The organism is Streptomyces xylophagus, from assembly GCF_000716435.1.
In the GTDB taxonomy this organism is placed as follows: domain Bacteria; phylum Actinomycetota; class Actinomycetes; order Streptomycetales; family Streptomycetaceae; genus Streptomyces; species Streptomyces xylophagus.
Window position 1 is genome coordinate 650,968 of sequence record NZ_JNWO01000001.1, and the last position, 20,703, is coordinate 671,670.

Consider the following 20,703-nt stretch of genomic DNA (forward strand, 5'->3'; position numbering starts at 1 on the left):
TCCTCCTACCGGAACGGTGGCCACCAGCTGCGGCGGCGCAGGGTGGTGGGCTTGGTGGGGTCGACGGTGATGCTCGTACCGTCGGTGGACAGGAACACCTGCCAGCCGGGCAGGGCGACCCCGGTCTCCTCGGCGACGCGGAGCACCTCGGCGAGCGGGTAGTCGTCGTCGAACGCGTCGGCGAGCTCGTGTCCCGCCGGGAAGAGAAGCTCCTCCAGCGGGCCCGAACCGAGGATCACGACGGCCCGCAGGTTGACCGGCAGGAACCTTTCGAGGAGCTGCCGCAGGCGGTCGGCGTCGCGCTGCACGAGCGGTCGGCCGGTGGGGCCGCGTTCGACGTACAGCCCGATCGTGGACGGCGTGTACACCTCGTCGGCGACGAGCGCGGTGCCGTCCGGCCGCTGCGGCGTGTAGTCGAGCAGGTCGCCGTACTGCCGGGTGCCGCGGTTGCGGTCGAGGTCGGTGAGGGTCGCGGTGACGGTGCCGGCGAACCGGCGGACGGACGCCTCCTCCGGCGCGCGCCGACTGGACTGGTCGAGGCCGGGGCCGGGCACGCCCCCGCCGAGCCGGCCGAGACCGACGTTGCGGTCGCTGCGGAACAGCAGCCATGTCGCGCCGTCGGGAAACACGACCGGGGCCGGGTTCGCGTCCGACGACAGTCCGCCGGTGATGACTGTGGGCGGCGCCGGGCTGCCGGTGGCGTCCAGGTCGGCGGACCACAGGCGTGGGCCGCCACCACGGTTGGAGCGGAAGTAGACGCGAGCCGCGCCGGCCGGCAGCGGGGCGAGCGCCGGTTCCCGGTCGGTGGCGGTGGCGCCGGTGACGGCGGCCGGCGCCGACCAGCCGGCGGACGGGAAGTCGAGGTGCCGTACGACGATCCGCCACCGGTCGTCCGGGTCCGCGTAGGCCTGCCGTACGGCCGATGTCAGCCACAGCCGGTTGCCGTCGACGGTCAGGTGCGGGTCGCGCTCGCCGGGGCCGCCGGGGGCGAACCGGCCCGGCGCGGACCAGGAACCGCTCAGTGCCCGGACCGGGGTGGCGAGCCCGGACACGGTCCGCCACGATCCGGAACCGTCCAGGAAGGACAGTCCGGCGGCGGTACCCGCCCAGACGGTGCCCTGGTCGACGAGGACGGCCAGGCAGTCACCGCTGGGCAGACCCTCGGCGGGTGTGTGCACGCGGATGTCGCGTACCGACCGGATCTCGGCCAACCCCGAGGCCGTCGCGACCCATACCGGCCCCGCTTCGTCCGCCTGCGGCTGCGGGTTCGCCGCCGGGGGCGCCGGTGCGACCTGTCGGACGTCGGCGGCGCCGAGGTCCACGGTGCTCACCGACGCGTCGGCGCCGATGCGGGCGACACCGTGGGCCAGCGCCGTCCACAGCGAACCGTCCTGGGCCGGCGCCGCGTGCCGCACCTCGACTCCGGCCAGGAACGTGGTCCAGGTGCCCGCCGGGTCGAACCGGGACAGGCCCGCGCCCGTGGCGAACCACACCGCTCCGGTCATGTCGGCGGCGATGTGCCGTACGTCATTGCTCGCGAGGCCGTCCGTCGTCGAGGTGACCACCTGCCACGAGCCGCCCGCGGAGAGCGCGGCGGCGCCCGCGCCATGGCCGAACCACACCGTGCCGGACGGGTCCACGGCCACGGTGCGCACATCGGTGGTGGAGAGGCTTCCGCCGGTACTGCCCGGCGTGAACACGGTCGTCGTCCCGTCCGGCCGTCGCACGGCACCACCGGCCGCGGTGGCGAACCAGCTCGACCCGTCGGCGTCGACGGCGACACCCCGCACGTCCGCCGACGGCAGCCCGGTGAGCGTGGTCACCGCGCCGTCCCCGGCCAGCACCCGCGCCCCGGTCGCGGTGGCGATCCGTACCCGGCCGTCCCAGCGCAACCGGTGCAGCCGCCATCCGTCCAGCCGACTCGCCCAGCACAGCCGTACCGCCCCCTCCGGATCGAGTACGGCGGTGCAGTCGGCGTGCCGGCCCGCCGGTACCGCGGGAATGTCGGTGGCCGCGGCCCAGGCGACGTCGGGCTGCCAGTCGCCCCGCCCGGTCAGCGCACGGTCGCCGAACCCCAGTGCCCGGGCCGCGGTCGACGCGCCGAGTTCGGCGCGCAGGGCGACCCCCGGTCCGGTCGCGGTCGTGGCCAGCACCAGCGAACCGTCTCCGGCCACGGCCGCCCTCACGCCGGTGAGCTGCGCGTTGAACGCGGCGACGACCTCGTCCGCGCGCGCCGCGGACAGATCGGCGTAGTCGGCTGCCCGTACCGTGAACTGCTCGGCGGCGCCGAACCCGGTGAGGGTCAGGACAGTGCCGGCGGTCAGCGCGTACGGCGCCGACGCGTCGCCGCGCAGCCGGGCCGGGGTGGGTGCGGACGGTGTCCCCAGCCGCCAGCGCAGCCGCGCGGCACCGGTGTCCGGGTGCTCGACCCAGGCCAGGCCGAGCCGGCCGTCGGGCAGCGCGACCGGCGCCGGGTCGGCCTGCGGCGCGACCGGCTGGGGCTCGACCACCCGGGTGTCCGCCCAGGCTCCCCGGAAGTACGCCTTGAGGTGCAGCCGGGGGACGACACCGCCGGCGCCGACGGTGGAGGCGTGCGCCATCCACAGCCGACCGGTCGCGTCGGTGACCGTGGCGAGCCGGCCGCGGGCCGCGCCGTCCAGCGAGACCAGGCCGGCGGGAGCGGTCCGCACCTCGATACGGGACGCCTCGCCGGTGAGCCGCGACACGAGCCGCACCGCGCCGCCGACCGTGTCCGCGCGCATCTCGCCGATGTCCCGGTTCACGATCGCCGCGACCTCGGCGGCGGTCGCGGCGCCGAGGTCCGCGAAGTCGGCCGGGCCGAAGGTGATGGTGATCGGCAGACCGCCGTCCGGCGCGATGGTGACGGTCATCCCGGTGCGCAGGGCGAACGGCTCGGTGGCCGCACCGGTCAGCACCGCGTTGGTGGTGGCGGTGCCGGTCGCGACATCGTGCGGCGCGGTGAGGCCGAGCACGGCGGACGCCTCGTCGGCACCCCACCACGCTCCGTCGTGGCGCGCCGCGGCGAAGACATTGCGCTGCGGTGCCGTCCCCGCTCGCGTGACGTGCTGGGCGAACTCGGCGACGCGGGTGGACCAGCCGGTGTAGAAGTCGACCAGGCTGCGCAGTCCGGGCACGGTGCCGACGGCGTCGTAGAGTCTCGGCGCGGTGCGGATCTCGTTGCGCTGGCGTGCCAGGTCCGTGTCGGCGGTCAGGTCCCAGCCGACCCACTGCGACAACAGCGGCAGGAACCGGCTGTCCACGTCCGATACGGCGCGCAGCCCGCGCAGGTTGTCCGCGGAGCTGCGGATCGTGTCGACGGCGGCGCCGTAGACGTCGACGAAGCGCCGTAACTGTCCGCCGCCCGCGCCGGCTTCGGGAAGCAGGCCGGTGCCTGCGTCGGGTACCCGGGTGACGGTGTCGTGCCGCCGGTACACCTCGGGGATCAACTCGTACAGCGTGCGGTGCGCGCCGTGCACGTCGCCGGGGGTGGCGACGGCCTGCATCGGCCGGGCCAGGGCGGGGCTGTCCAGCTCGTAGTAGTACGGCGTACCGGCGTCCAGTTCGACGCCGCCGACGCCTCCGACGTCGAGCAGGTCGAGTTCCAGGCGCAGCACGGCGCGATCGGCGCCGAAGACGGTACGGGTGACGAGCCGGAGCACCTCCCGGGACACGGCGGTGGCCGTCTCGGTCACGGTGACGGTCCGCTCCCGGACGCGCCGCGCGCCGGTGGAGGTGTCGCTGTCCGGCAGGTCGGTCACGGTGAGCGCACCGGGCACCGGCGCGGGCGGGAACGCGGCGCTGTCGTAGAGCAGCCACGGTGCGCCGGTGCCCGGGAACGCGAAGTCGCGTGTCTTGCGCCGTACGGTGACCGGCGGCACGTCGAGCACCGTCTCGCCGGTGTCCGGCGTGAAGGCCCAGCGGACCCAGATCCGGCGGCCGATCAGGTCGGCGCTCGCGGTGAACGTGTCGATTCTCATGGCAGTGTCGTCCGTACGGTCACGTCGAGCGTGCCGAGGACGGCGATCTCGAACTCGCCGATGTCGATCCGCCCGTCCGCGGCCACGTCGAGCGAGACCGCGTCGCGCAGGAAGGCGGGCAGTTCGGCGAGCGGGGGCAGGTTGTGCCGCGCCAGCTCCCCGTCGACGTCCGGTGCCGGCCGGTCCTGTCGGCGAAGCCCGGTGACGGTCGCCGCGAGGACTCCCTGGACGGACTCGGCGGCCGCGAACACCTCGCTCTGGAACAGCGACTGGCCGAAGTCGGCGCGGGAGAACGACAGCAGTGCGGTGATCGCGGCCTCCACCTGCCCGGCCACCGCGTCCGTGACGAACCGCTCGTCGACCAGCAGTTCGACGCCGATGTTCACGGCGACGGGTTGCGCGTCCAGCACCCGGACCAGGCAGCCGGCCATCCGCTTGTCCTCGAAGTAGCCGACGAGCCGGTTTCGCAGCGCTTCCGGGACCGGGACCAGGGTGTCCCCGGCGGGCGCGACGAACAGGTCGATCTGGTTCCAGGAGACGCTGCGGGCCCGGACCTTTGCCACCGTGCCCGTGCTGTGGGCCAGCGCCTCGTAGTCGCTCGCGGTCACCGCCCGGTTGGTCGACCGGAACGCGAACGGCGCGTACCGCGCGGCGTGGTCGGAGCGTTCGGCGTCGCTGCCGCCCGCCGCCGCGGCCTCGTTCACCACGGCCTGCAGGGTGTCGAGCGCAGTGAGCGCGGTGGTGACGGTGCCGGCCGCGAGGTTGCCGGCGGTGCCCTGGCAGACCCGGTAGGAGGCGCGGACGTTGTTCAGCCCGGCCGGCGGTACCCGGCCCGCGCCGAACACCGCGTGCCCGATCCCGTCGGCGTCGAAGAGCAGTTGGTAGTAGCGCGCCTCGGGGTGGGAGAACACGGCCCGCCCGTCCGCGGCGATGTCGAAGAGCAGGCTGTCCCGCCGGTCCCAGGTCACCCAGCCGGCGCCCTCGTTCACCTCGACGACCACGGACGCGACCACCACGGACGCGTCGGGCAGCGCGAAGGACTGGCTGGCCTCGCCGGTGGAGGAGCCGATCAGCACCGGCCCGACCGCGCGGCTCTGCTCGACCGGAAGTCCCTCGTAGCGCACCACCGGCCTGCCGTCCGCGCCCACGCCCGGACGCAGCTGGTCGGAGAGCAGTACCAGGTCCAGGTCAGGACCCAGGTAGGTGAACTCGATCGCCGCCGCGCCCGGGGGCCGGGCGGCGAACTGCGCTCCACTGGGGACGGTCACCGTGCGCGCCTCGGCCGGCCGCGGGAACGTGAGCAGCAGGTCGGCCATTGCGGGCGCGGCCGGGGTCAGTTCGTAGCCGATCAGCCGCAGCAGGTCCACGATGCTGGCCCGCTCGGTGGCGGTGCCGGGGAACAGTTCGCTGGCGATGCGGTCCTGGTAATAGAGCATGATGTCGCCGACGTAGGCGAACAGGTCGACCAGCAGCATGCCGAGGTCGGCCGGGCTCTGGTCGGTCCACTCCGGCAGCCGCTGCTGGGCCAGCCGGAGCATCGCCGTGCGCAGGGACGCGAAGTCCTTGTCGGTGTAGTCGATCGCGGGTGCCGGTGTCGTCATCGTCTACACCAGGGGGACGATCATCTCGGCGGACACGGGCTTGTCGCTGTGCACGTAGCTCAGCAGCAGCCGCAGTTCGCCGTCCGACCGGGACAGCCGGGCCCGGGTGACGATGACGCGCCGCTCCCACCGCACGACTGCCTCGTGCGCCTGCTTGCGGAGCAGGTCGGCGGTCACGTCGTCGTCCGGCTCGTGGACCAGTGCGTGCACCCGGGTACCGAAGTCGCGCAGCATGGGCCGCTCGCCGAGCCGGGTACCGAGCAGGATCCGCAGGTCGTCGCGGATCTTCTGGGTGCCGTCGGTCCAGGCGATGCCACCGGTGTGCGGGTCGATCCGGAACGGGAACGCCGCTCCGCGGGCGTCGGCCATGGGAATCTCCTTCTTCGCTTCACTTCACGACTGCGGACTGGCTCAGGTGCACACCGGGCTGCAGGACGAGCGGTGCGAGCTGGGGTGAGGGGGAGCCGGGCGGCCCGTGGACATGCGTGAGCAGTTGGCTCCACAACTGGTTGAAGCCGTTGCCCAGGAGCGTCGGCTCGCTCGCGCCGCTGCCCACCTCGACGCTCGACCCGTCCAGCACGATGTGGTCGGCGCTCACGTGCACGCTGCCGTCGGACTCGATCGAGACGGAGGCGCCACCGCTGTGCCGGATCAGGATCCGTTCCTCGCCGCCGGTGTCGGTGAGGTCGACGGTGTGCCCGGCGGTGGTCCGGATGACCTGGTGTTCGGGCGGCGTCACCTGGGCCTCGGGCGGGACGGCGTCCGCCGGGTACCAGACCCCGACCCAGATCGGGGCCCGGGTGTCGCCGGCCGCGAATTCCACCCATACGTTGGCGTCGTTGGGCGGCACGAAGAAGTGCCCGTGCGGGAAGCACGGTTCGGCGGTGACGAGCGCCTCCGGTCCGAAGATGTCCGGCACGAGCACCTGCAGCCGGCCGCGCTTGCCGTCGTCGGCGTTGTCCTTCACGATCCCGCGGTACTTGCCGTAGAAGTTGCCGGTGTGCCGGGTCAGCTCGTCGGACAGCATGTCGGGCCTCCTGTCACCGGGTCGCGGTGATGTGGGTGAAGTAGCTGGAGTCCTGGTGGTCGCCGACCAGGTCGCGGGTGTACACGTGGTTGACCTTCGTCAGGTACCAGGAACCCTCGGCCCACGGCGCGAGCCCGGTGATCCGCAGCATCGCCTTCGCCCGCAGCAGCACGTTGCCGACGGCCTTGCCCCGTCCGCTCATCCCGACGATCCGGGTCGGGTCGACGCTCACGCGGTTCTTCGCGTCCTGGGCGGTGCCCGCCGCCTTGCCGACGACCCGCTCGGCCGGCGTGGTGAGCTGGGCCTGCGCCACGGCCGCCTTCCCGGTCAGCGCGGTGATCGCCGCGCGCATCCCGTCCGGCATGGTCGGAGCGCGGCCGGTCTGCGGTGCGGCCAGGGGTGCCCGGGGAGGGGTGGGCGCCGCCGCCTGGTCGACGAGTTTGCCGGTGTCGGGATCGACGGTGCTCGCCGAGCGGACCGGGAGCGCGCCGGAGCTGATGCGTTCGTAGGTGAACGAGACCAGGTCGCTGCCCACTCTGCAGTACCGCAGCGTGCCCACCGGCTCGGTCTCCGCGATCGACGCGATCGACCGGAACGAGAACTCGCACTTCATCTTGTCGGTCAGTTCGACGAACGCGAGGCAGCCCTGGCTCTGGGCTTGCTTCAGGATGAAGTCCCAGATCGAGGTGGCGACGTAGCGGCCGGCACTCCGGGCGTCCGGCGCGGTGTCGTCGACCGGTTCGATCGTCCCCACCGTGATCCCGGTGTCGTGCTCGGTGACCAGCCTGCGGAGCAACGCGCTGAGCGGCTCGCCGGTGTTCCACGTCTTCGGGTCGAACGGGATCTGCGCCAGCCGGTGACTGTAGTCCCGGGCGGTCAGCTCGATCCGCTGCCCGTCGGGGCCGGCCAGCACCTGGGCGCTCACCACGACCCCCTCGAACAGCGCCGCGTGCTGCATCCGCCGGCCCATGGTGAGCCGCACCACCAGGCCCTCGAACGAGGCGTGCGCGAGCACGCCCGTGGGGTCGTCGAAGACCACCTTCGCCTCGTCCGTGAGCCGGTCGTGGTCCTCCACGGCGACCGAGCGCACCGGCACCGTGACGTCGCCCAGGTCGTCCGGTCCTGTGCCGACCTGCACGGTGGCGAACGCGGGCCGGTTGTCACTGCCCGTCGTGGGAGGCGTGGCTACGGTCATCTCAGAACACCCGGTCCCGGCTGACCACGCCGATGTCCTGGGAGGCCGGCACCGACAGGGCGGCGCCGGGTCGCAGGTCGAGCGGGAACGCCACCGGGTTGGCGTCGGCGATGCGCCACCACACCTCGCTGTCACCGAAGTAGCGCCAGGAGAGGTACTCGATGTCCTCGACGCCGGTGACCCGGTGCTCGTAGTTGATGACGTCGGCGGCGGGTGGCGTGTACCGGCGGATCGCCACGGTGGCCCGCGTGGTGCCGGTGGCGTCCACGGCCGGGTAGACCGTGGCCTGTTGGTATCGCGAGCTGATCGACACGGACATGGTCGGGCGCTCCTCTCAGAGCTCGAAGATGTTCTGCACCAGGCCGGCGCCGGGCAGGGCCTGCACCCAGTCGTGGAAGTCCAGTTGCCCGTAGGACTTGCCGACCTCGACCAGTCGGTCGAGCACGTCGAGGCCGGTGGAGATCGACGCGGTCTGTTCGTTGAGGGTCAGGCTCACCTCGGCGCGCTCCGGCGTGAGGTCCGGTTTGAACTGGGTGATCTTGATGTTGAGGTCGGTCATCACACAGTCCAGATCGATGCCGCCGAGCTTGAGCGTGCACAGCGGTGGCTGCGCCGGCGGGCAGAACGTCTTGGCACCGCTGAACCAGGCGAGTACGTCGTTGACCGGATCCCAGGCCGGATTCATGAACGAGCGCAGAACCGCGAGGCTGGGCTCGATCCGGCCGCCGAACCGCGCGTCGTCCGATGCCGAGCCCTCGCCGGTCTGTTGCGCCGGAATGTCCGGGAGGGACCGTGCGTCGAGGGCGAAGTCCAGCGCGAACGAGCGCGGCTTGCCGGAGTCGGCCTCCAGTGCCTTCGTCCCGACCAGCGAACTGCCGATCTCCTTCAGGTCGGTGGCGACCCCACCCAGGCCCTTTGCCTTGGTCTGGTCGAAGGCCCACTTGCCGAGGCTCGTGGTCTCCCGGTAGGCGAAGCTCTTCTTCTCCGACAGCAGTTCCGGGTTGAACTGGAAGCGGAAGATCAGCGGGGGGACGGCGATGAGGTTGGCGAGGTAGCCGGCGGTGCGTGCCATGGCGACTCCTAGATCGGTGTGGGCAGCCGGCTGCCGCCGCCGCGCTGGTCGTAGTCGAACCACATCCGGGCGTGCCGGTCGATGTCGTCCGACGGGGCGGTGGAGAGAGCGGGTTCGGCGGTGGTCCAGGTGACGGGTGAGGTCGTGACCGCTCCGGGCTCGGTGCTCTCCACGTCGACGACCACCTCGTCGATCTGGATGGTGGCCCGGGTTCGGTCCACCGACTCGGCCACCTTGCGCGGGATCCCGTCCTGGCCTGCCGGACTCGCGAGATGGCCGGTGATCGAGGACAGCAGGCCGTCGAGTCCGCCGTGGGTCAGCCATGCCTCGTAGGCGTTGGCGACCGCCGTCAGGCCGGTCTGCGGTGTCGCGTTCTCGCCGACCACGAGCCTGTCGGCCAGCCGCGCCGACTGGGTGCTGACGTCGTCCAGGGCGCGGCCGAGCCGCGCGTCGGACAGCTTGGTCTCGGCCAGCGCGGCGGCCTCCAGGGTGGACCCGACCATGCGCAGCCCGTCCGAGAGCTGTCCACTGCCTTGGTCGAGCGCGTCCGTGCCGATTTTGCGCAGCTTGTCGAGCGGCTCGGTCAGGCCCTTGACGATCGCCGGGTCGGAGAGCGCGGCGCCGAAGTTCGGCCCCGCGGGCCGGACGGCCACCGGACCGGCGTTGTCGAACGACGAGGCCGGCAGCCCGAGCTTGGCCGCGTCGGCGAGCGCGCCCTGCTGCTGGTCGGACAACTGGGTGTCGGTCATCAGCTCGAAGACCAACGGGAGCACCGCGGGCAGGATCCGGACCAGATACGTCACGAGCCGGAACGCCCGCAGGTCGCCGAGGTTGCGCAGGACCGCGTCGATCGTCGGGACCAGCCAGTTGAGCAGACCGTCCACGGTGGCCTTGACGGCGTCGCCGAGCACGGCGCCGATCCGCAGCACCGCGAGAAGCGCCTGCTGGATGCCGTCGAAGACGCCGCCGATGATCCCGTCCACGGTGGACGCCAGGACACCCACGACGATGGCTCCGACCCGGGCCACGACGACCGCCGTGTCCAGCGCGAGCACCAGCAGCGCGCCGCGCAGGAGCAGCGCGACCCGCAGCCCGAAGCGGAGTGTCTCGGCGATCCCGAGCCGGATGTCGCCGAGCCGGCTGATCAGCACCGCGATCGAGCCGACGGCGATGGGCAGCGCGAGGACGAGGCCGTCCACGACCTTCGCGACGGCGTTCAACATCGCGGTGGCACTGCCCAGTTGGGCTACCAGCGGCTGTGCGCCGACGGGCGCGTTGCCGGAGCTCTGGAACAGCTTTGTGAGCGAGTCGACCGCGCCTTTGATGCTTTCCAGCTGGGCGATCAGGCCGGTTGCCGGGCTCGGGGGTACCACGGCATCGGGTGTGGCCCCAGCCCCTGGCGCGGTCTTCGGCTTGACGGGGGACACGCCGATCAGGGTGAGGATGTGTTCGACGTGCTCGGCGAGCGCCGCGATGTCGCCGAACGACCAGACCAGCTTGAATTGCGAGACGGCGCCGCCGGCGACTCCGCCGATCAGGTTGCCGACGAACCCGCCGAGACCACCGAGGAGTCCGGAGAGGAAGTCGCCGAACCCGCCGCCGGGCGCGAGGTCGTTGATGTTGACCACGTACACCTTGAGGGCACCCTCGAACATCGGCGGTGCGCCGAAGTTCGGCCCGGCGGTGATGACGGACGTGAACGCGAACGTGCCGTAGGTCGATGTGGCGCGCTCGATGTCCTCCAGGGCGCGGCGCCCGAACCGAGTCTGGGTGAGCAGCAGTCCGAGCTGGGTGATGAGTTCCTCGGTCTCGTCCATGTCAGACCCGCACCCCCTCGGTGAGGACGCGCAGCCGTCGCTCGCCCGTGCGGAAAGCGTCACGGACGGCGCCGGCGAACGCGGCGGTCACCGCGTCGGCGAGGTCGTCGTCGAGGTCGCTGCCGGCGCGGACCCGCAGGGTCAGCCGGGGCAGGACGACTCGCCCGAGCGCGGCCCGGCGCAGGATCCACGGCGACGTGGGAAGCGGCTCGCGCGCACGGTCGACCAGCTCTCCGACGTATCCGTCGATGACCTCGCCGACCACCACGAATCCGCTGTCCGCCAGCCACGACTCGAATTTCCGTGCCAGCTGGTCCGGTGGCGGGGCCGCGCTCTGCCGTCGGATCTCGTCGCCGAACACCCTCTCGGAGAGCGCGGCGGACTGGTCGCCGATCCGGTCCAGACCGGGGAGCCGGCTCGCGTCGCGCTGTGCGGTGGCGCTCGCGTCGGCGAACTTTCCCAGGCCGGTGGCGGTGCTGGTGAGCGTTCCCCGGACGGCGGTGCGCAGCCCGTCGCCCAGCGCACCGACCGCGCCGGCCAGGGCCGGACCGAGCGCCGGGTCGACCAGGCGCGGGAACTCCGAGTGGAAGACGAGGGGCGGACCCTCGGGCAACGCGCCCAGGGGCTCATGACCCGAGCCGTGCGTGTCGAACAGGGTGTCCAGGAGCCGCCGGGCGCGGCGCCGCTGCCGACGAAGGTACGGCCACAGCACCAGCGGGCTGCGGCGCAGTCGTTTGTCGATCTTCTCCAGGTTGTCCGACAGGACCGTGTACAGGGCTTGGTTGAGTCCGGTCCCGGGCTTGTCGAGGAGGTCGTCGAGCGAGAAGTGGGCCACGTCGGCCACGAACGTGTCGCCGACCCAGGGGAACAGACGGGCCAGGTTGAAGTCGAACGCGGTGGTGATGACGAACAGCACCGTACGCATGAGCCGGACCACACCCCGCAGCGAGTAGCCGAGCGCGCCGACGAAGGCACGGATCCCGGTGGCGAAGGCGGTGCCGAACGCCTGCCAGTAGCGCACCGTGAAGTCCAGGTGCGAGCCGAGCAGCCCGGTGATCCCGCGGGCCAGTCGCGTCGCCGTGCCGGTCAGGCCGGCGAACAGGGCGAACGCGGTGCCCAGCGCGTCGCGCCGCAGATCCAGTACCGCCTGCAACTGCTTCTCGAGCTTGTTCCGGACAACCGCGCCGAGGATGCCCAGCAGTGCCTCGGCCGTGCCGGGCAGCAGCACGACGACCGCGATCCCGGTGGCAATGCCCGCCGCGATCCCGTCGAACGACTCGGTCAACGGCGGTGACGGCGGTGCCGTCCCGGCCTGGCGGACAGGTGCGAAGGGCTCGAGCTGGTCGTGGAACCGTTTGAGCTCACCGCCCTCGACACTGGCCTCCGAGAGGGCCCGGAACGCCAGTACCGCGACCGCGACGAGGTCCGAGCTGTCGAACATGTCCGGCCGCAGCACCGCGCCGGACGCCGACGCGTCCAGCGCGGCGGCGATCGCGGCGACCTGCTTCAACAGGCCGGGGATCGCGTCGGTCTCGTCGAGCCGCAGCGGCCGGGTCAGACCGGTGAGGAACGCGAGTCCTGCGTCCGCCAGGCTCGGTACGGGCGCGGTCCGGGTGAGGACACGGCGCTGCGACGGTACGACGCGCAGGGTCACCGCTTCGTCGACGAACCGCAGCACCGGGAAGCGCGTGGTGGCCCGGTCGGCCAGCCGCCCGGCCACCAGTCGGCGTTCCAGTACCGGTCGTACGGCGTGACGGGCCACGCGCATGGCGTGCTCCTGGGCGGCGAAGGCCCCGGTGAACCGGGCGGCGGCCGCGGCGAAGTCGATCGGCATCGTCATCACCCGCCCGCGCCGGTCAGATAGGGCTGTTTCCGCAGCCGCGCCAGGAGTCCGTCCTGGAAGCGGCGCACCTCGTCCGGGTCGGCGTCGGGCACTCGCAGGCGCAGCGTGTGCACCACCGGCCGCAACACGTCGCTCTTCGGCAGTTCGGCGACCGGGAATTCGGCCAGCAGCTTGTCGAGCTTCTCCCGCATCGGGCCCCGCAACGCGGCCGGCAGCAGGTGGTCGACGATCGCGTTCAGCGGCCTGAGGTCGACCGGCGCGTCGAGGAAGCGCGGCAGTTCCGGCAGCGCCAACCCGGTCACGGCCGGCACCCGGACGGCGGGGACCCGGAGCACGACCGGCGGTTCGACGACGGGCACGGCCGGCGGCACCGTGACGACGGGCAGCACGGGCAGCGCCGGGAAGGAAACGGACGGCAGCTCCGGCAGCGCGGCGATCAGCGGCGCGAGCAGTCCCGGCCCGGACGACGGTTTCGCGGGTTTCGGGGGTTTGGGGGGCACGGCGTCCAGGGCGGCCTGGAAGACGTCCGCCTCGGTACGCAGCGCGGTGACGGCCCGCACGGTCGGGTGCCCGGTGACCAACGCCTCGACGAACGTGGCGAGTTCGGCGGGGAACGTGCCCGCGGTCAGCTTGCCGCCGACCGCCGACAGCGCGGACTCCAGGACACCGAGACCGTCCCCGAACGCGGCGCTCGCCGCGGTGAGCTGGGTGCGCAGGACGCCGGTCACCCGCATGAGGAGGCGTTCTGCCGAGAGCGCGTCGTCCGCAGAGGTCATCGCGCCGGTGACCACCTCGCCGATCGCGGTGGCCGCCGTGCCGGCGAGCAGGGCGAGGCCGTTCATCAGCGCGGCGACGGGGGCGAGCGCCGGCCCCACCCGGACGACCAGGAAGGCCACGGCGCCGAGCACCTGTCCGAGCAGCCGCCCGAGCCGCGTTCCGACGTCGACCAGCGCCTTCGTGAGCGGGTTGCGCATCCGGTCGCCGAGCACCTGGCCGATCACGTCCTGAGCGGCGAGGAACAGCCGGGTCAGAGACCCGAACAGTTCGTAGGCGGCGCGTACGTCACGGAGGTCACCGAGCGCCACGATCAGGCCGTAGCCGAAGCCTGCGGCGGCCAGACCGCCGCCGACGAGGACGCTGGTCCCGACCGGCGCGACCACCATGCCGACGGCGAGCGCGAACGGGGCCAGTCGCCAGAGCACCGAGAGGACCAGCGTCTTCCAGCTGAACTCGGTGAACCTCATCAGCAGGTGGACCCCGGCCATGGCGTACAGCGGGTCGAGCGCCATGCCGACGACCATCCCGGCGAACCCGAGCAGGGACCCCGTGGCGTTCGGGCCGCCCTGGCTCACCGGCACCGAACGCTGGGCGGCCGTGAACTGCTCATCCAGCTGAGCGATGTTGACGATGTACCCGCTCAGGTTCAGCCGGGTGAGGGGGGTCTCGAACCCCCACCAGTGCACCAGGAACGCCGCCCGGGCCCGTTCGACGACCACCGACTCGTGGTCGACGATCTCCAGCCACGGCGTCAGAGTGCGGACCGTCGCGCACAGCGAGGCGGTCAGCCCGCGCAGCAGCATGATCACCGGCATCGTGTCGGCCCTCCCCTCCGTCAGCTGGTCAGTCGCGGTCGCGGGCCGCCGCGACCTGGGCGTTCTCCCGCTGGATCTGCTCGACGAGCAGATCCACGAACTCGCGCCGGTCCCCGGTGGCCATGTCCATCAGCTCGCCGTAGGGCCAGTGCAGGTGGTAGCCGAGAAAGAAGACCTCCCGGCGCAGTTGGTCGAGACTCACTCCAGAACTAAAAAATTCGTCATGTCCAAGGTGGCCCGCATCTCGTGACCGCAGGACGGGCAGTCCAACTCGCGGATCAGGTCGATGCCCGGTGCGCCGTCGTTGAAGGCCCGGTCGATCAGCCGCCGGTCGGTCAGGGTGAGATCGGCGAGGATCTTCGGTCCGAGCGCCTCCAGCCGATGCTGCGGCAGGTCGCCGAGGGAGCGCAGACAGCGGGAGAGCAGCGCGTTCTTGCCCAGCGAGGCGTTCTTGCGCAGCTGCGGCGCCGCCGCGGCCTCGTCGTCGCCGCGGGCCAGCCGCAAGGTCATCGCGGTGTGCACCGACCCGTCGCGGTCGACGTACCCGTCGAGGAGTTCGACCACCACGTCCTGCGGCGGCTCCCCGTCGGCGAGCGGGCGCACCGGCAGCCCGTCCAGATCCTCGGTCTGCTCGAAACGGTCACCGCAGGACGGGCAGGTGTAGCCGGCCCGCAGCTCGGGCCCGAACGTGAAGCTGCGCAGCCGGATGAGCAGGAAGTTGCGGTCCAGGGAGTACATGGCGTCGATGTCCGCGCGACCCACCTTTTCCAGGTCGCCGAGCCGCACGACGCAGCTGTGCAGCAGCGCGGTGACCAGCCGGCCGCCGTTGCGCTGGTTGGCGGGGTCGGCGAGGAGCGCCTCCTCGCGGCCGGTCATCTTGCGCAGCGTCACCTGACGGTGCGTCCGGCCGTCGTGGTCGACGTAGCCGATCGGGAGTGTGACGTCCAGTTCGCGGGCGCCGGCCCGGCCGGGCGCGATATCGGTGAGGGTCATCGGCAGGCTCCTAGGAGACGCGTTCCAGACCTTCGTGCTCCAGCACGAGGGTCTGCAGGAAGAGGTTGGTCGACCCGGCTTCGAGGTCGGTGAACTTGGACGACTTGACCCACGCGCCGTAGAAGGCGAACTGCAGGACGACCTCGCCGAAGTGGCGCTTGACGATCATTCCGTTCTTGCGTACCGACGAGCCGCCCTGCCGGGGTGCGTTGAGGCGGAACGTCTGGTGGAACCAGTCCAGGAAACGCTTGTCGTCGGCACTGCCGTCGACCCGCCGCTCGATGGTCAGCGGCTCGAACTTCATCTTCGCGGCGGCCAGTTTGTACACGTGACCGCTGCCGCCGTCCGGTTGCTCGATGGTGTCCAGTTCGCCCTCACTGAGCCCGGACACCTTGCTCACGCTGGGGCTCTCCACGCCGTCGATGACGAGGACGAACTCGTTGGCCCGATAACCCTCGTCGAAGTCGTTGACCCTGGGCATGACCGCTCCTCACTCTCCCTCTGGTGGGACGGTCCGGTGGGACCGTCCGGTGGGTTCAGACCTCGGTGGTCGTGGCGCCGCTCGCCTGCTGGCCGACAGTGATCACGATCGTCTCGGCCGGCCGGGACGGGTAGAACAGCACCTGGACCTGGAGGAGGCCCTGCTGCACCTGGTCGGGTGGGTTGTTGGTGGCGTCGACGGTGACCGTGAAGGTCTGGTCGGGGGTGCCGGTTCCGAACGCGCGCTGCCGCCACAGCCCCATCAGGAACGGGGTGACGGTGCCGAACTTGACCGCGCTCCACAGCGCCTCGCTGTTGGGCTCCTGCCGTGCCCAGCGCAGTCCGCTACGGAGGCTGCTCTCGACGAAGTTGAACAGCAGCCGCACGTTGACGTACCGCCAGCGCGGGTCGGAGCTGAGCGTCCGTGAGGCGTCCACCACGATCCCGGCCCGGGACACCGGCCGGATGCCGTTGACGGCGCCGTTGACCACGAGGTCGGTGTGGTCGGCGTCGGAGAGGCGGGTCTCCACGTCCAGCACGCCCAGCAGGTTGGCCTCGTCGCCGGCCGGTGCCTTCCAGATCCCGCGGGTCGCCTCGATCCGCGCGTAGACCCCCAGCACGTGCCCGACCGGCGGGAGCGTGATCTGTGGACTGGTCCCGGTGCCGATCGGGTCGGGCACGACGATCCACGGCCCGTACAGCGCTCCGTAGGCCTTCCTCGTCTGCAACCCCTGCCCGTACGCGACGGCCTGTCCGGCGGCCACGAAGCCCTCGGGGACCGCGCCGACGAACGTGGCGTCGCCCCGGCCGGCGCAGTAGGCGAGGGCCGCTTGCGCGATGGCCGTGTCGGTGCGCTCGCAGCACACCAGCTGCACGTCGAACGGGTCGAACGCGAAGAACCCGGTGTGGGCCGCGGGATCACCGATGAAGTGCGTGGCGGTCGGAGTGCCGTCGGCGCCGCCCTGCAACGCCAGGAACCCGGTCGTCGCGGCCGGCCGGTCCACACCCGGGCTCGGCGTGCCGACGTCGACCAGGCGTACGAAGCGCGACCCGGACAGCGGGTTGTTCAGCACGGTGGGCGCGTAGTTGGCGACGCCCTGCTCCATCGACAGCCCGGTGTAGGTCTCGACGGCGTGGTCGGTGTCACCGGTGCCGTGCGCGATGGTCAGGTCGAACTCGGCGTTGGACACGGTGACCGCGCGCAGGTCGGTGAACGCACCGGGGTTGGGCAGATCCGGCGCCCAGGTGACGGCGCCGCTCGCCGGATCGACGGAGAGCAACCGGACCCGGACGGTGGTGGTGGTGTCGGCGACGATCAGGGCGTCACCCACGTCGAACCCGTCCGGCCTGGCCAGTTTTGTACCGCCCGCGCTCAGCGCGACCGGCGTGCCCTGCACCGGGTTGGCCATCAGGGTGAAGCCGAGCGCCGTGGCGTCCGCGGTGATCTGGAGCCCGGTCCAGCCGCCGCCGACCGCGGCCCGCTCACCGGTGGAGGTGAGCACCAGCGCGTTGCCGCCGCTGAGCGAGGCGACCAGCAGGTGCGTCTGCCGGTTGATCGCGTTGAGGATCTCCTGCCGGGTGGCGGCGGCCGGGTTGGCGAAGTCGGTGCTCGTGAACGTGAGCGCGGTCGGCGTGCTCGCCCCGTCCACCTTGACCGACAGCGTCGGCGGCGAGGACATGTTGACGGTGGCGGCGAGCGCGGAGCCGGTGATCGTGGCCGGTGCCGACTCACGCAGCCGGCTCGACGCCGAGGAGCTGAGCGCCGTCCGCACGAACAGCCCGCGACCCCACACACCGGGGTCGGCCTGTCCGCGGTAACCGGCCTCTATGCGCAGGGTGTTGGTGCCGCCGGTGTCGGGCAGCGTCCGGCTCGCGACCGCGTCGGCGGCGCTGAGCGTCGGGTCGACAACCCGGTTGACGTACGCCGTTTGACCGCCGTTGTCGAAGAACCCCTTCACCAGGTAGGCACCCAGCCCAGCGGTGAAGTAGCTGCCGAACTGAGCCACGAACTGTACGAAGCTGGTCACCCGTACCGGTGTGTTGGGCACGCCGCGTTGGGTCAGCACGTTGAACGCGCCGACCGAGACGGCGGCACCCGTGACCGTGGGCGCCTCGGTGCCGTCGGTCTCGATGACGTTGACGCCGATGTTGAAGGCCATCGTAGGGTTCTCCTTCCTTGCTCTCAGCCGCGCTTGCGGGGGTGGCGGACCGGCTTGTCGGCCACGGTGTGCACGACCAGGACGCCGGTGCGGCACAGTGCCCGTACCTGGCCGAGATCGAGATCCTCGGTGTCGCAGGGCACGCGATCGAGCGGTCCGACGACGACCACGCCGGAGCTCAGGTGCAGTTCGACCGGCCGACTGCGGGTGTTGGCGAGGGTCGTGGTCATACGATCTCCAAGAGGTCTGAGGTGACGAGCAGGTCGTCGACCGGACGGACCGGCGGGACGGCCGGCGGGGTGCGCCGGACACTCACCCGGTAGGTGAGGGCGGGAACTTCGGTGAGGAAGCCGCCGATCCGGTTCGGACCGGGGATCCACACGAGACGGGTCGGCAGCCGCTCACCGTCCGCGGTCAGCTCGTCCACGGGGGACAGTCGGTCCAGCACCGCTTCGAGCAGAGCCGTCTGGTCGGCACGCGTGGCGGCGACCGGTGTGACGGCGTAGTCGATGTCGTAGGGGTCGCCGGGAATCGCCTGCCGAGAGCCGGTGCTGGTGAAATCACGGGCGACGACCGCGTCCACCACACGGTCGTACGCGTAGCGCACGTCAAACTGGACGACGTCGAGTGACGGCGCCGCCGACGGCGGCTCGCCGGCCGCGCGTACGGTCACGGGCACGGCGGCGCCACCGACCTCGATGCCGGCCAGGCGCTCGGCGAAGGCACGGTCGGCATCGGCGAACGGCTGTGGCGCGACCGCGATCACGTCGTCGATGTAGGCGGTGAATCCGGTGCCGCCGAGGCAGCGCAACTGCATCTGGGTCAGGGCACCGGCCGCGGTGAGGTCGTCGAGGCTCAGCCGGACGGTCTCCCAGCGGTTGGCGGCCTTCACGGGCAGCAGGCGGTGCCAGGTGTTCGCCGGGTCGTCGACCGGGGTCGCCGCCGACCCGACCCGGAGTTCGAGGAAGAAGGGGAGACCGCCGTAGCCTGCCGGGCGATCGGCCCGGACGGACAGCCGGAGCTCGGTGAACCCGCTCAGGTCCACCGGCGGGAGTTCCCGCCGCAGGCGGTGCCCGTCGGCCAGTGGCGTCGCGGAGACCTTCGAGCCGCGCCGGTCGGGGCCGTAGCCGACCACGACCGTCTCGTCGGCGATGACGACCTCGGCGGACGGCGTGGAGCCGTCCGGCCCCACCGCCGCCCACTGGGCCGCGTCGCCCATGGGTTCGATGATCCGGGCGGTCATTGCCTGCATCCGTGCTTTCGCATGCCGCCGACTGTGCAGGGCCCACAGTCACCACACCGTCACAGCCGCGTCACCGGGCCCGACCTGCGGCCGTTCCCGTCCTCCTGCCGGAACGCCATGCGCGGTGAGATGCATCCATGGCGGCCGGTCCGTTGATCGGAACGGGTCGCGACAGGAAGCCACCGGGAACGCACTCTGGCTACCAGCGGTCGACATTCACGCCGCAGCCGATGTCCCCCCAGGCCGACGGCGCGGGTCGACGGCAGGTGCCTGGCCGGGAGTCGCCCCTCACGCTCCCGGCCAGGCGGAAGGGGTGGACGAGAGGGAGTCCGACGGACATGCGAGCCACCGTCGCTCGCTCTTCGCGGGGTGTGAGCGCTGCCGGTCTACGGCCAGGGGAGGGGGTCGCCGGCTGTGTGGTCCCCGAGCCAGATCGTCTTTTCGGGTTCGTCGTAGTAGCTGATCTCCGCGCAGGCTCCTTCCGGTTCCTTGGCGGCGCTCTGGAGGTGGCCGCTCTTCCAGCCGGTGAGGTCGTGCTTGGCCAGGAGTTGGCCGACGACCTTCCTGAATTCGGAGTACGGGACACAGGTGCGCCCGGCGAAGTGTTCCTTGATGCCGGCGCGGAAGAGAGAAAGGCCCAACTGCTCCCTCGTCGGGCCGAGATAGGGGTCCGCGCGGTGGCGTCCGCACTGGTCGCGGCCCCCGGCGTACACGACGATGGAACCCTGCCGCGAGCTGTCGACGCAGGCGGTCAGCGTGCCGGGCGCCGGCTGGCCGAACATCTCCTGCCATTGCTGCCGGCACGTGCGAACCGGATCATCGGTGCCGGGATCGAAGCCGACCACGGCGTCGCCCTGTTGGGGGCCGTCGCACGTCAGCCCCGTCGAGTCGAGGGTGTGGCCCCTGCCGTCACCGGCCACCCACGCATACGTCCCCGCGGTCACGCCGGCGACGGTCAGCGCCACCGCCGGAGCCATGATCATGATGCGCCTGCGCCGCTGCCGCGCGCTCCGGCGAACCCGCGCGAGGATGCCTGCGGCGGTCGGCGAGTCGGGGTCCGTCGGCGACTCGTCGGGAGCCGGATCGCTGTCCCGCAGCATCCGGTCGAGTTCGTCATCGCTCAGCATGGTTCGTCTCCTTGGTCGGATCCTGGTGGCCGCTCGACGCGCCGAGCCGTTCGCGCAGGCGTTGTCTGGCGCGGTGCAGGCGGGTGTCGACGGCGCCGACGGAGATACCGAGGACGGTCGCGATGTCCTGCCGGGAGAGGTCGTCCCAGTAGGCGAGGCGCAGCAGCTCCCGATCGGCGTCCGACGCCTGTGCCAGGGCCGCCGCGAGATCGTCGCCCCCGTCATGCTGGTGGTGGACGGTGTGCGGCGGGTCGGCGCGTTCGGCCACCCGTAGCAGCAGCCGGGCCCAACGGCGTTGGCTGCGGGCCTGGTTGGCCAGGACCCGGCGAGCGATGCCGAGCAGCCACAGCACCGCTTCCTCGTCGCCCGGGGGCAGTTGCCGTCGTCGGCGCCAGGCGACCCCGTACACCTCGGCCACCACGTCGGGTGCCGCTGCCTCGCCGGTCCGGCGCAGGCAGTACGCCATCACCCGGCGGTAGGTCCGTCGGAACAGCCGCTCCAGCTGTTCGCCCCGTTCATCAGCGTCCATGCACAGTAATGTCCACCACCGCGCGAT

The 20,703-nt window shown here is 71.9% G+C and carries 18 protein-coding genes; all 18 read right to left on the bottom strand.

Annotated features, from left to right (window positions below):
* Window positions 1–5 precede the first annotated feature (5 nt).
* The 18 genes from OO70_RS02895 to OO70_RS02975 all read right to left on the bottom strand — a co-directional run bounded on the left by OO70_RS02895 (window position 6) and on the right by OO70_RS02975 (window position 20,676).
* Window positions 6–3,998: a phage tail protein gene (locus OO70_RS02895; protein ID WP_043663158.1), complete on the bottom strand. Its 3,993-nt coding sequence runs from the start codon at window positions 3,996–3,998 to the stop codon at window positions 6–8.
* Window positions 3,995–5,599 carry a baseplate J/gp47 family protein gene (locus OO70_RS02900; protein ID WP_043663159.1) on the bottom strand — a complete coding sequence of 535 codons (1,605 nt, stop codon included), beginning with the start codon at window positions 5,597–5,599 and terminating at the stop codon, window positions 3,995–3,997. Before OO70_RS02900 ends, OO70_RS02895 begins: the two co-directional genes overlap by 4 nt.
* A 3-nt stretch (window positions 5,600–5,602) precedes the next feature.
* Window positions 5,603–5,968: a GPW/gp25 family protein gene (locus tag OO70_RS02905; RefSeq protein ID WP_051740517.1), complete on the bottom strand. Its 366-nt coding sequence runs from the start codon at window positions 5,966–5,968 to the stop codon at window positions 5,603–5,605.
* Window positions 5,969–5,987: 19 nt separating this feature from the next.
* Window positions 5,988–6,626, bottom strand: coding sequence for a phage baseplate assembly protein V (locus tag OO70_RS02910; RefSeq protein ID WP_051740518.1), 639 nt, complete (start codon window positions 6,624–6,626; stop codon window positions 5,988–5,990).
* A 13-nt stretch (window positions 6,627–6,639) separates the two neighbouring features.
* Complete coding sequence (locus OO70_RS02915) at window positions 6,640–7,821, bottom strand: hypothetical protein (protein ID WP_043663162.1); 1,182 nt, start codon at window positions 7,819–7,821, stop codon at window positions 6,640–6,642.
* A 1-nt stretch (window position 7,822) separates the two neighbouring features.
* A complete protein-coding gene (locus tag OO70_RS02920) occupies window positions 7,823–8,140 on the bottom strand; it encodes a hypothetical protein (protein WP_043663164.1) in 318 nt (105 codons plus the stop codon).
* A 15-nt stretch (window positions 8,141–8,155) separates the two neighbouring features.
* A complete protein-coding gene (locus tag OO70_RS02925; RefSeq protein ID WP_043663165.1) occupies window positions 8,156–8,893 on the bottom strand; it encodes a hypothetical protein in 738 nt (245 codons plus the stop codon).
* Between the two features lie 8 nt (window positions 8,894–8,901).
* Entirely contained in the window at window positions 8,902–10,710 is a 1,809-nt protein-coding gene (locus tag OO70_RS02930; RefSeq protein ID WP_043663168.1) for a hypothetical protein, read from the bottom strand.
* Window position 10,711: 1 nt separating this feature from the next.
* The gene (locus tag OO70_RS02935) at window positions 10,712–12,544 is read right to left on the bottom strand and encodes a hypothetical protein (RefSeq protein WP_158711402.1); all 1,833 of its coding nucleotides are present in this window, start codon (window positions 12,542–12,544) and stop codon (window positions 10,712–10,714) included.
* A gap of 5 nt (window positions 12,545–12,549) precedes the next feature.
* On the bottom strand, window positions 12,550–14,145 hold the full coding sequence (locus OO70_RS02940; RefSeq protein ID WP_043663174.1) for a hypothetical protein: 1,596 nt from the start codon (window positions 14,143–14,145) through the stop codon (window positions 12,550–12,552).
* Window positions 14,146–14,173: 28 nt separating this feature from the next.
* Window positions 14,174–14,347: a hypothetical protein gene (locus OO70_RS54400; protein WP_158711403.1), complete on the bottom strand. Its 174-nt coding sequence runs from the start codon at window positions 14,345–14,347 to the stop codon at window positions 14,174–14,176.
* On the bottom strand, window positions 14,344–15,138 hold the full coding sequence (locus tag OO70_RS51060) for a T4 family baseplate hub assembly chaperone (protein WP_051740520.1): 795 nt from the start codon (window positions 15,136–15,138) through the stop codon (window positions 14,344–14,346). Before OO70_RS51060 ends, OO70_RS54400 begins: the two co-directional genes overlap by 4 nt.
* 10 nt (window positions 15,139–15,148) lie before the next feature.
* Window positions 15,149–15,619: a phage tail protein gene (locus OO70_RS02950; RefSeq protein WP_043663177.1), complete on the bottom strand. Its 471-nt coding sequence runs from the start codon at window positions 15,617–15,619 to the stop codon at window positions 15,149–15,151.
* A 55-nt stretch (window positions 15,620–15,674) separates the two neighbouring features.
* Window positions 15,675–17,777 (bottom strand): phage tail sheath C-terminal domain-containing protein, encoded by a 2,103-nt coding sequence (locus tag OO70_RS51065; protein WP_051740522.1) that lies wholly within the window; start codon window positions 17,775–17,777, stop codon window positions 15,675–15,677.
* Between the two features lie 23 nt (window positions 17,778–17,800).
* Window positions 17,801–18,007 (bottom strand): hypothetical protein, encoded by a 207-nt coding sequence (locus OO70_RS02960; RefSeq protein WP_043663179.1) that lies wholly within the window; start codon window positions 18,005–18,007, stop codon window positions 17,801–17,803.
* Window positions 18,004–19,020, bottom strand: coding sequence for a CIA30 family protein (locus tag OO70_RS02965; protein WP_043663182.1), 1,017 nt, complete (start codon window positions 19,018–19,020; stop codon window positions 18,004–18,006). Before OO70_RS02965 ends, OO70_RS02960 begins: the two co-directional genes overlap by 4 nt.
* A 386-nt stretch (window positions 19,021–19,406) precedes the next feature.
* Window positions 19,407–20,147: a hypothetical protein gene (locus OO70_RS02970; protein WP_043663184.1), complete on the bottom strand. Its 741-nt coding sequence runs from the start codon at window positions 20,145–20,147 to the stop codon at window positions 19,407–19,409.
* A complete protein-coding gene (locus OO70_RS02975; protein WP_051740524.1) occupies window positions 20,134–20,676 on the bottom strand; it encodes an RNA polymerase sigma factor in 543 nt (180 codons plus the stop codon). Before OO70_RS02975 ends, OO70_RS02970 begins: the two co-directional genes overlap by 14 nt.
* Window positions 20,677–20,703: the final 27 nt, after the last annotated feature.

Bases quoted from the DNA above. Each gene is read 5' to 3' on its own strand.
- OO70_RS02965 (WP_043663182.1), bottom strand. From the start codon at position 19,020: ATGACCGCCCGGATCATCGAACCCATGGGCGACGCGGCCCAGTGGGCG.
- OO70_RS02970 (WP_043663184.1), bottom strand. From the start codon at position 20,147: ATGCTGAGCGATGACGAACTCGACCGGATGCTGCGGGACAGCGATCCG.
- OO70_RS02915 (WP_043663162.1), bottom strand. From the start codon at position 7,821: ATGACCGTAGCCACGCCTCCCACGACGGGCAGTGACAACCGGCCCGCG.
- OO70_RS02925 (WP_043663165.1), bottom strand. From the start codon at position 8,893: ATGGCACGCACCGCCGGCTACCTCGCCAACCTCATCGCCGTCCCCCCG.
- OO70_RS02975 (WP_051740524.1), bottom strand. From the start codon at position 20,676: ATGGACGCTGATGAACGGGGCGAACAGCTGGAGCGGCTGTTCCGACGG.
- OO70_RS02940 (WP_043663174.1), bottom strand. From the start codon at position 14,145: ATGCCGGTGATCATGCTGCTGCGCGGGCTGACCGCCTCGCTGTGCGCG.
- OO70_RS51060 (WP_051740520.1), bottom strand. From the start codon at position 15,138: ATGACCCTCACCGATATCGCGCCCGGCCGGGCCGGCGCCCGCGAACTG.
- OO70_RS02930 (WP_043663168.1), bottom strand. From the start codon at position 10,710: ATGGACGAGACCGAGGAACTCATCACCCAGCTCGGACTGCTGCTCACC.
- OO70_RS51065 (WP_051740522.1), bottom strand. From the start codon at position 17,777: ATGGCCTTCAACATCGGCGTCAACGTCATCGAGACCGACGGCACCGAG.
- OO70_RS02960 (WP_043663179.1), bottom strand. From the start codon at position 18,007: ATGACCACGACCCTCGCCAACACCCGCAGTCGGCCGGTCGAACTGCAC.
- OO70_RS02905 (WP_051740517.1), bottom strand. From the start codon at position 5,968: ATGGCCGACGCCCGCGGAGCGGCGTTCCCGTTCCGGATCGACCCGCAC.
- OO70_RS02950 (WP_043663177.1), bottom strand. From the start codon at position 15,619: ATGCCCAGGGTCAACGACTTCGACGAGGGTTATCGGGCCAACGAGTTC.
- OO70_RS02935 (WP_158711402.1), bottom strand. From the start codon at position 12,544: ATGCCGATCGACTTCGCCGCGGCCGCCGCCCGGTTCACCGGGGCCTTC.
- OO70_RS02920 (WP_043663164.1), bottom strand. From the start codon at position 8,140: ATGTCCGTGTCGATCAGCTCGCGATACCAACAGGCCACGGTCTACCCG.
- OO70_RS02900 (WP_043663159.1), bottom strand. From the start codon at position 5,599: ATGACGACACCGGCACCCGCGATCGACTACACCGACAAGGACTTCGCG.
- OO70_RS02895 (WP_043663158.1), bottom strand. From the start codon at position 3,998: ATGAGAATCGACACGTTCACCGCGAGCGCCGACCTGATCGGCCGCCGG.
- OO70_RS02910 (WP_051740518.1), bottom strand. From the start codon at position 6,626: ATGCTGTCCGACGAGCTGACCCGGCACACCGGCAACTTCTACGGCAAG.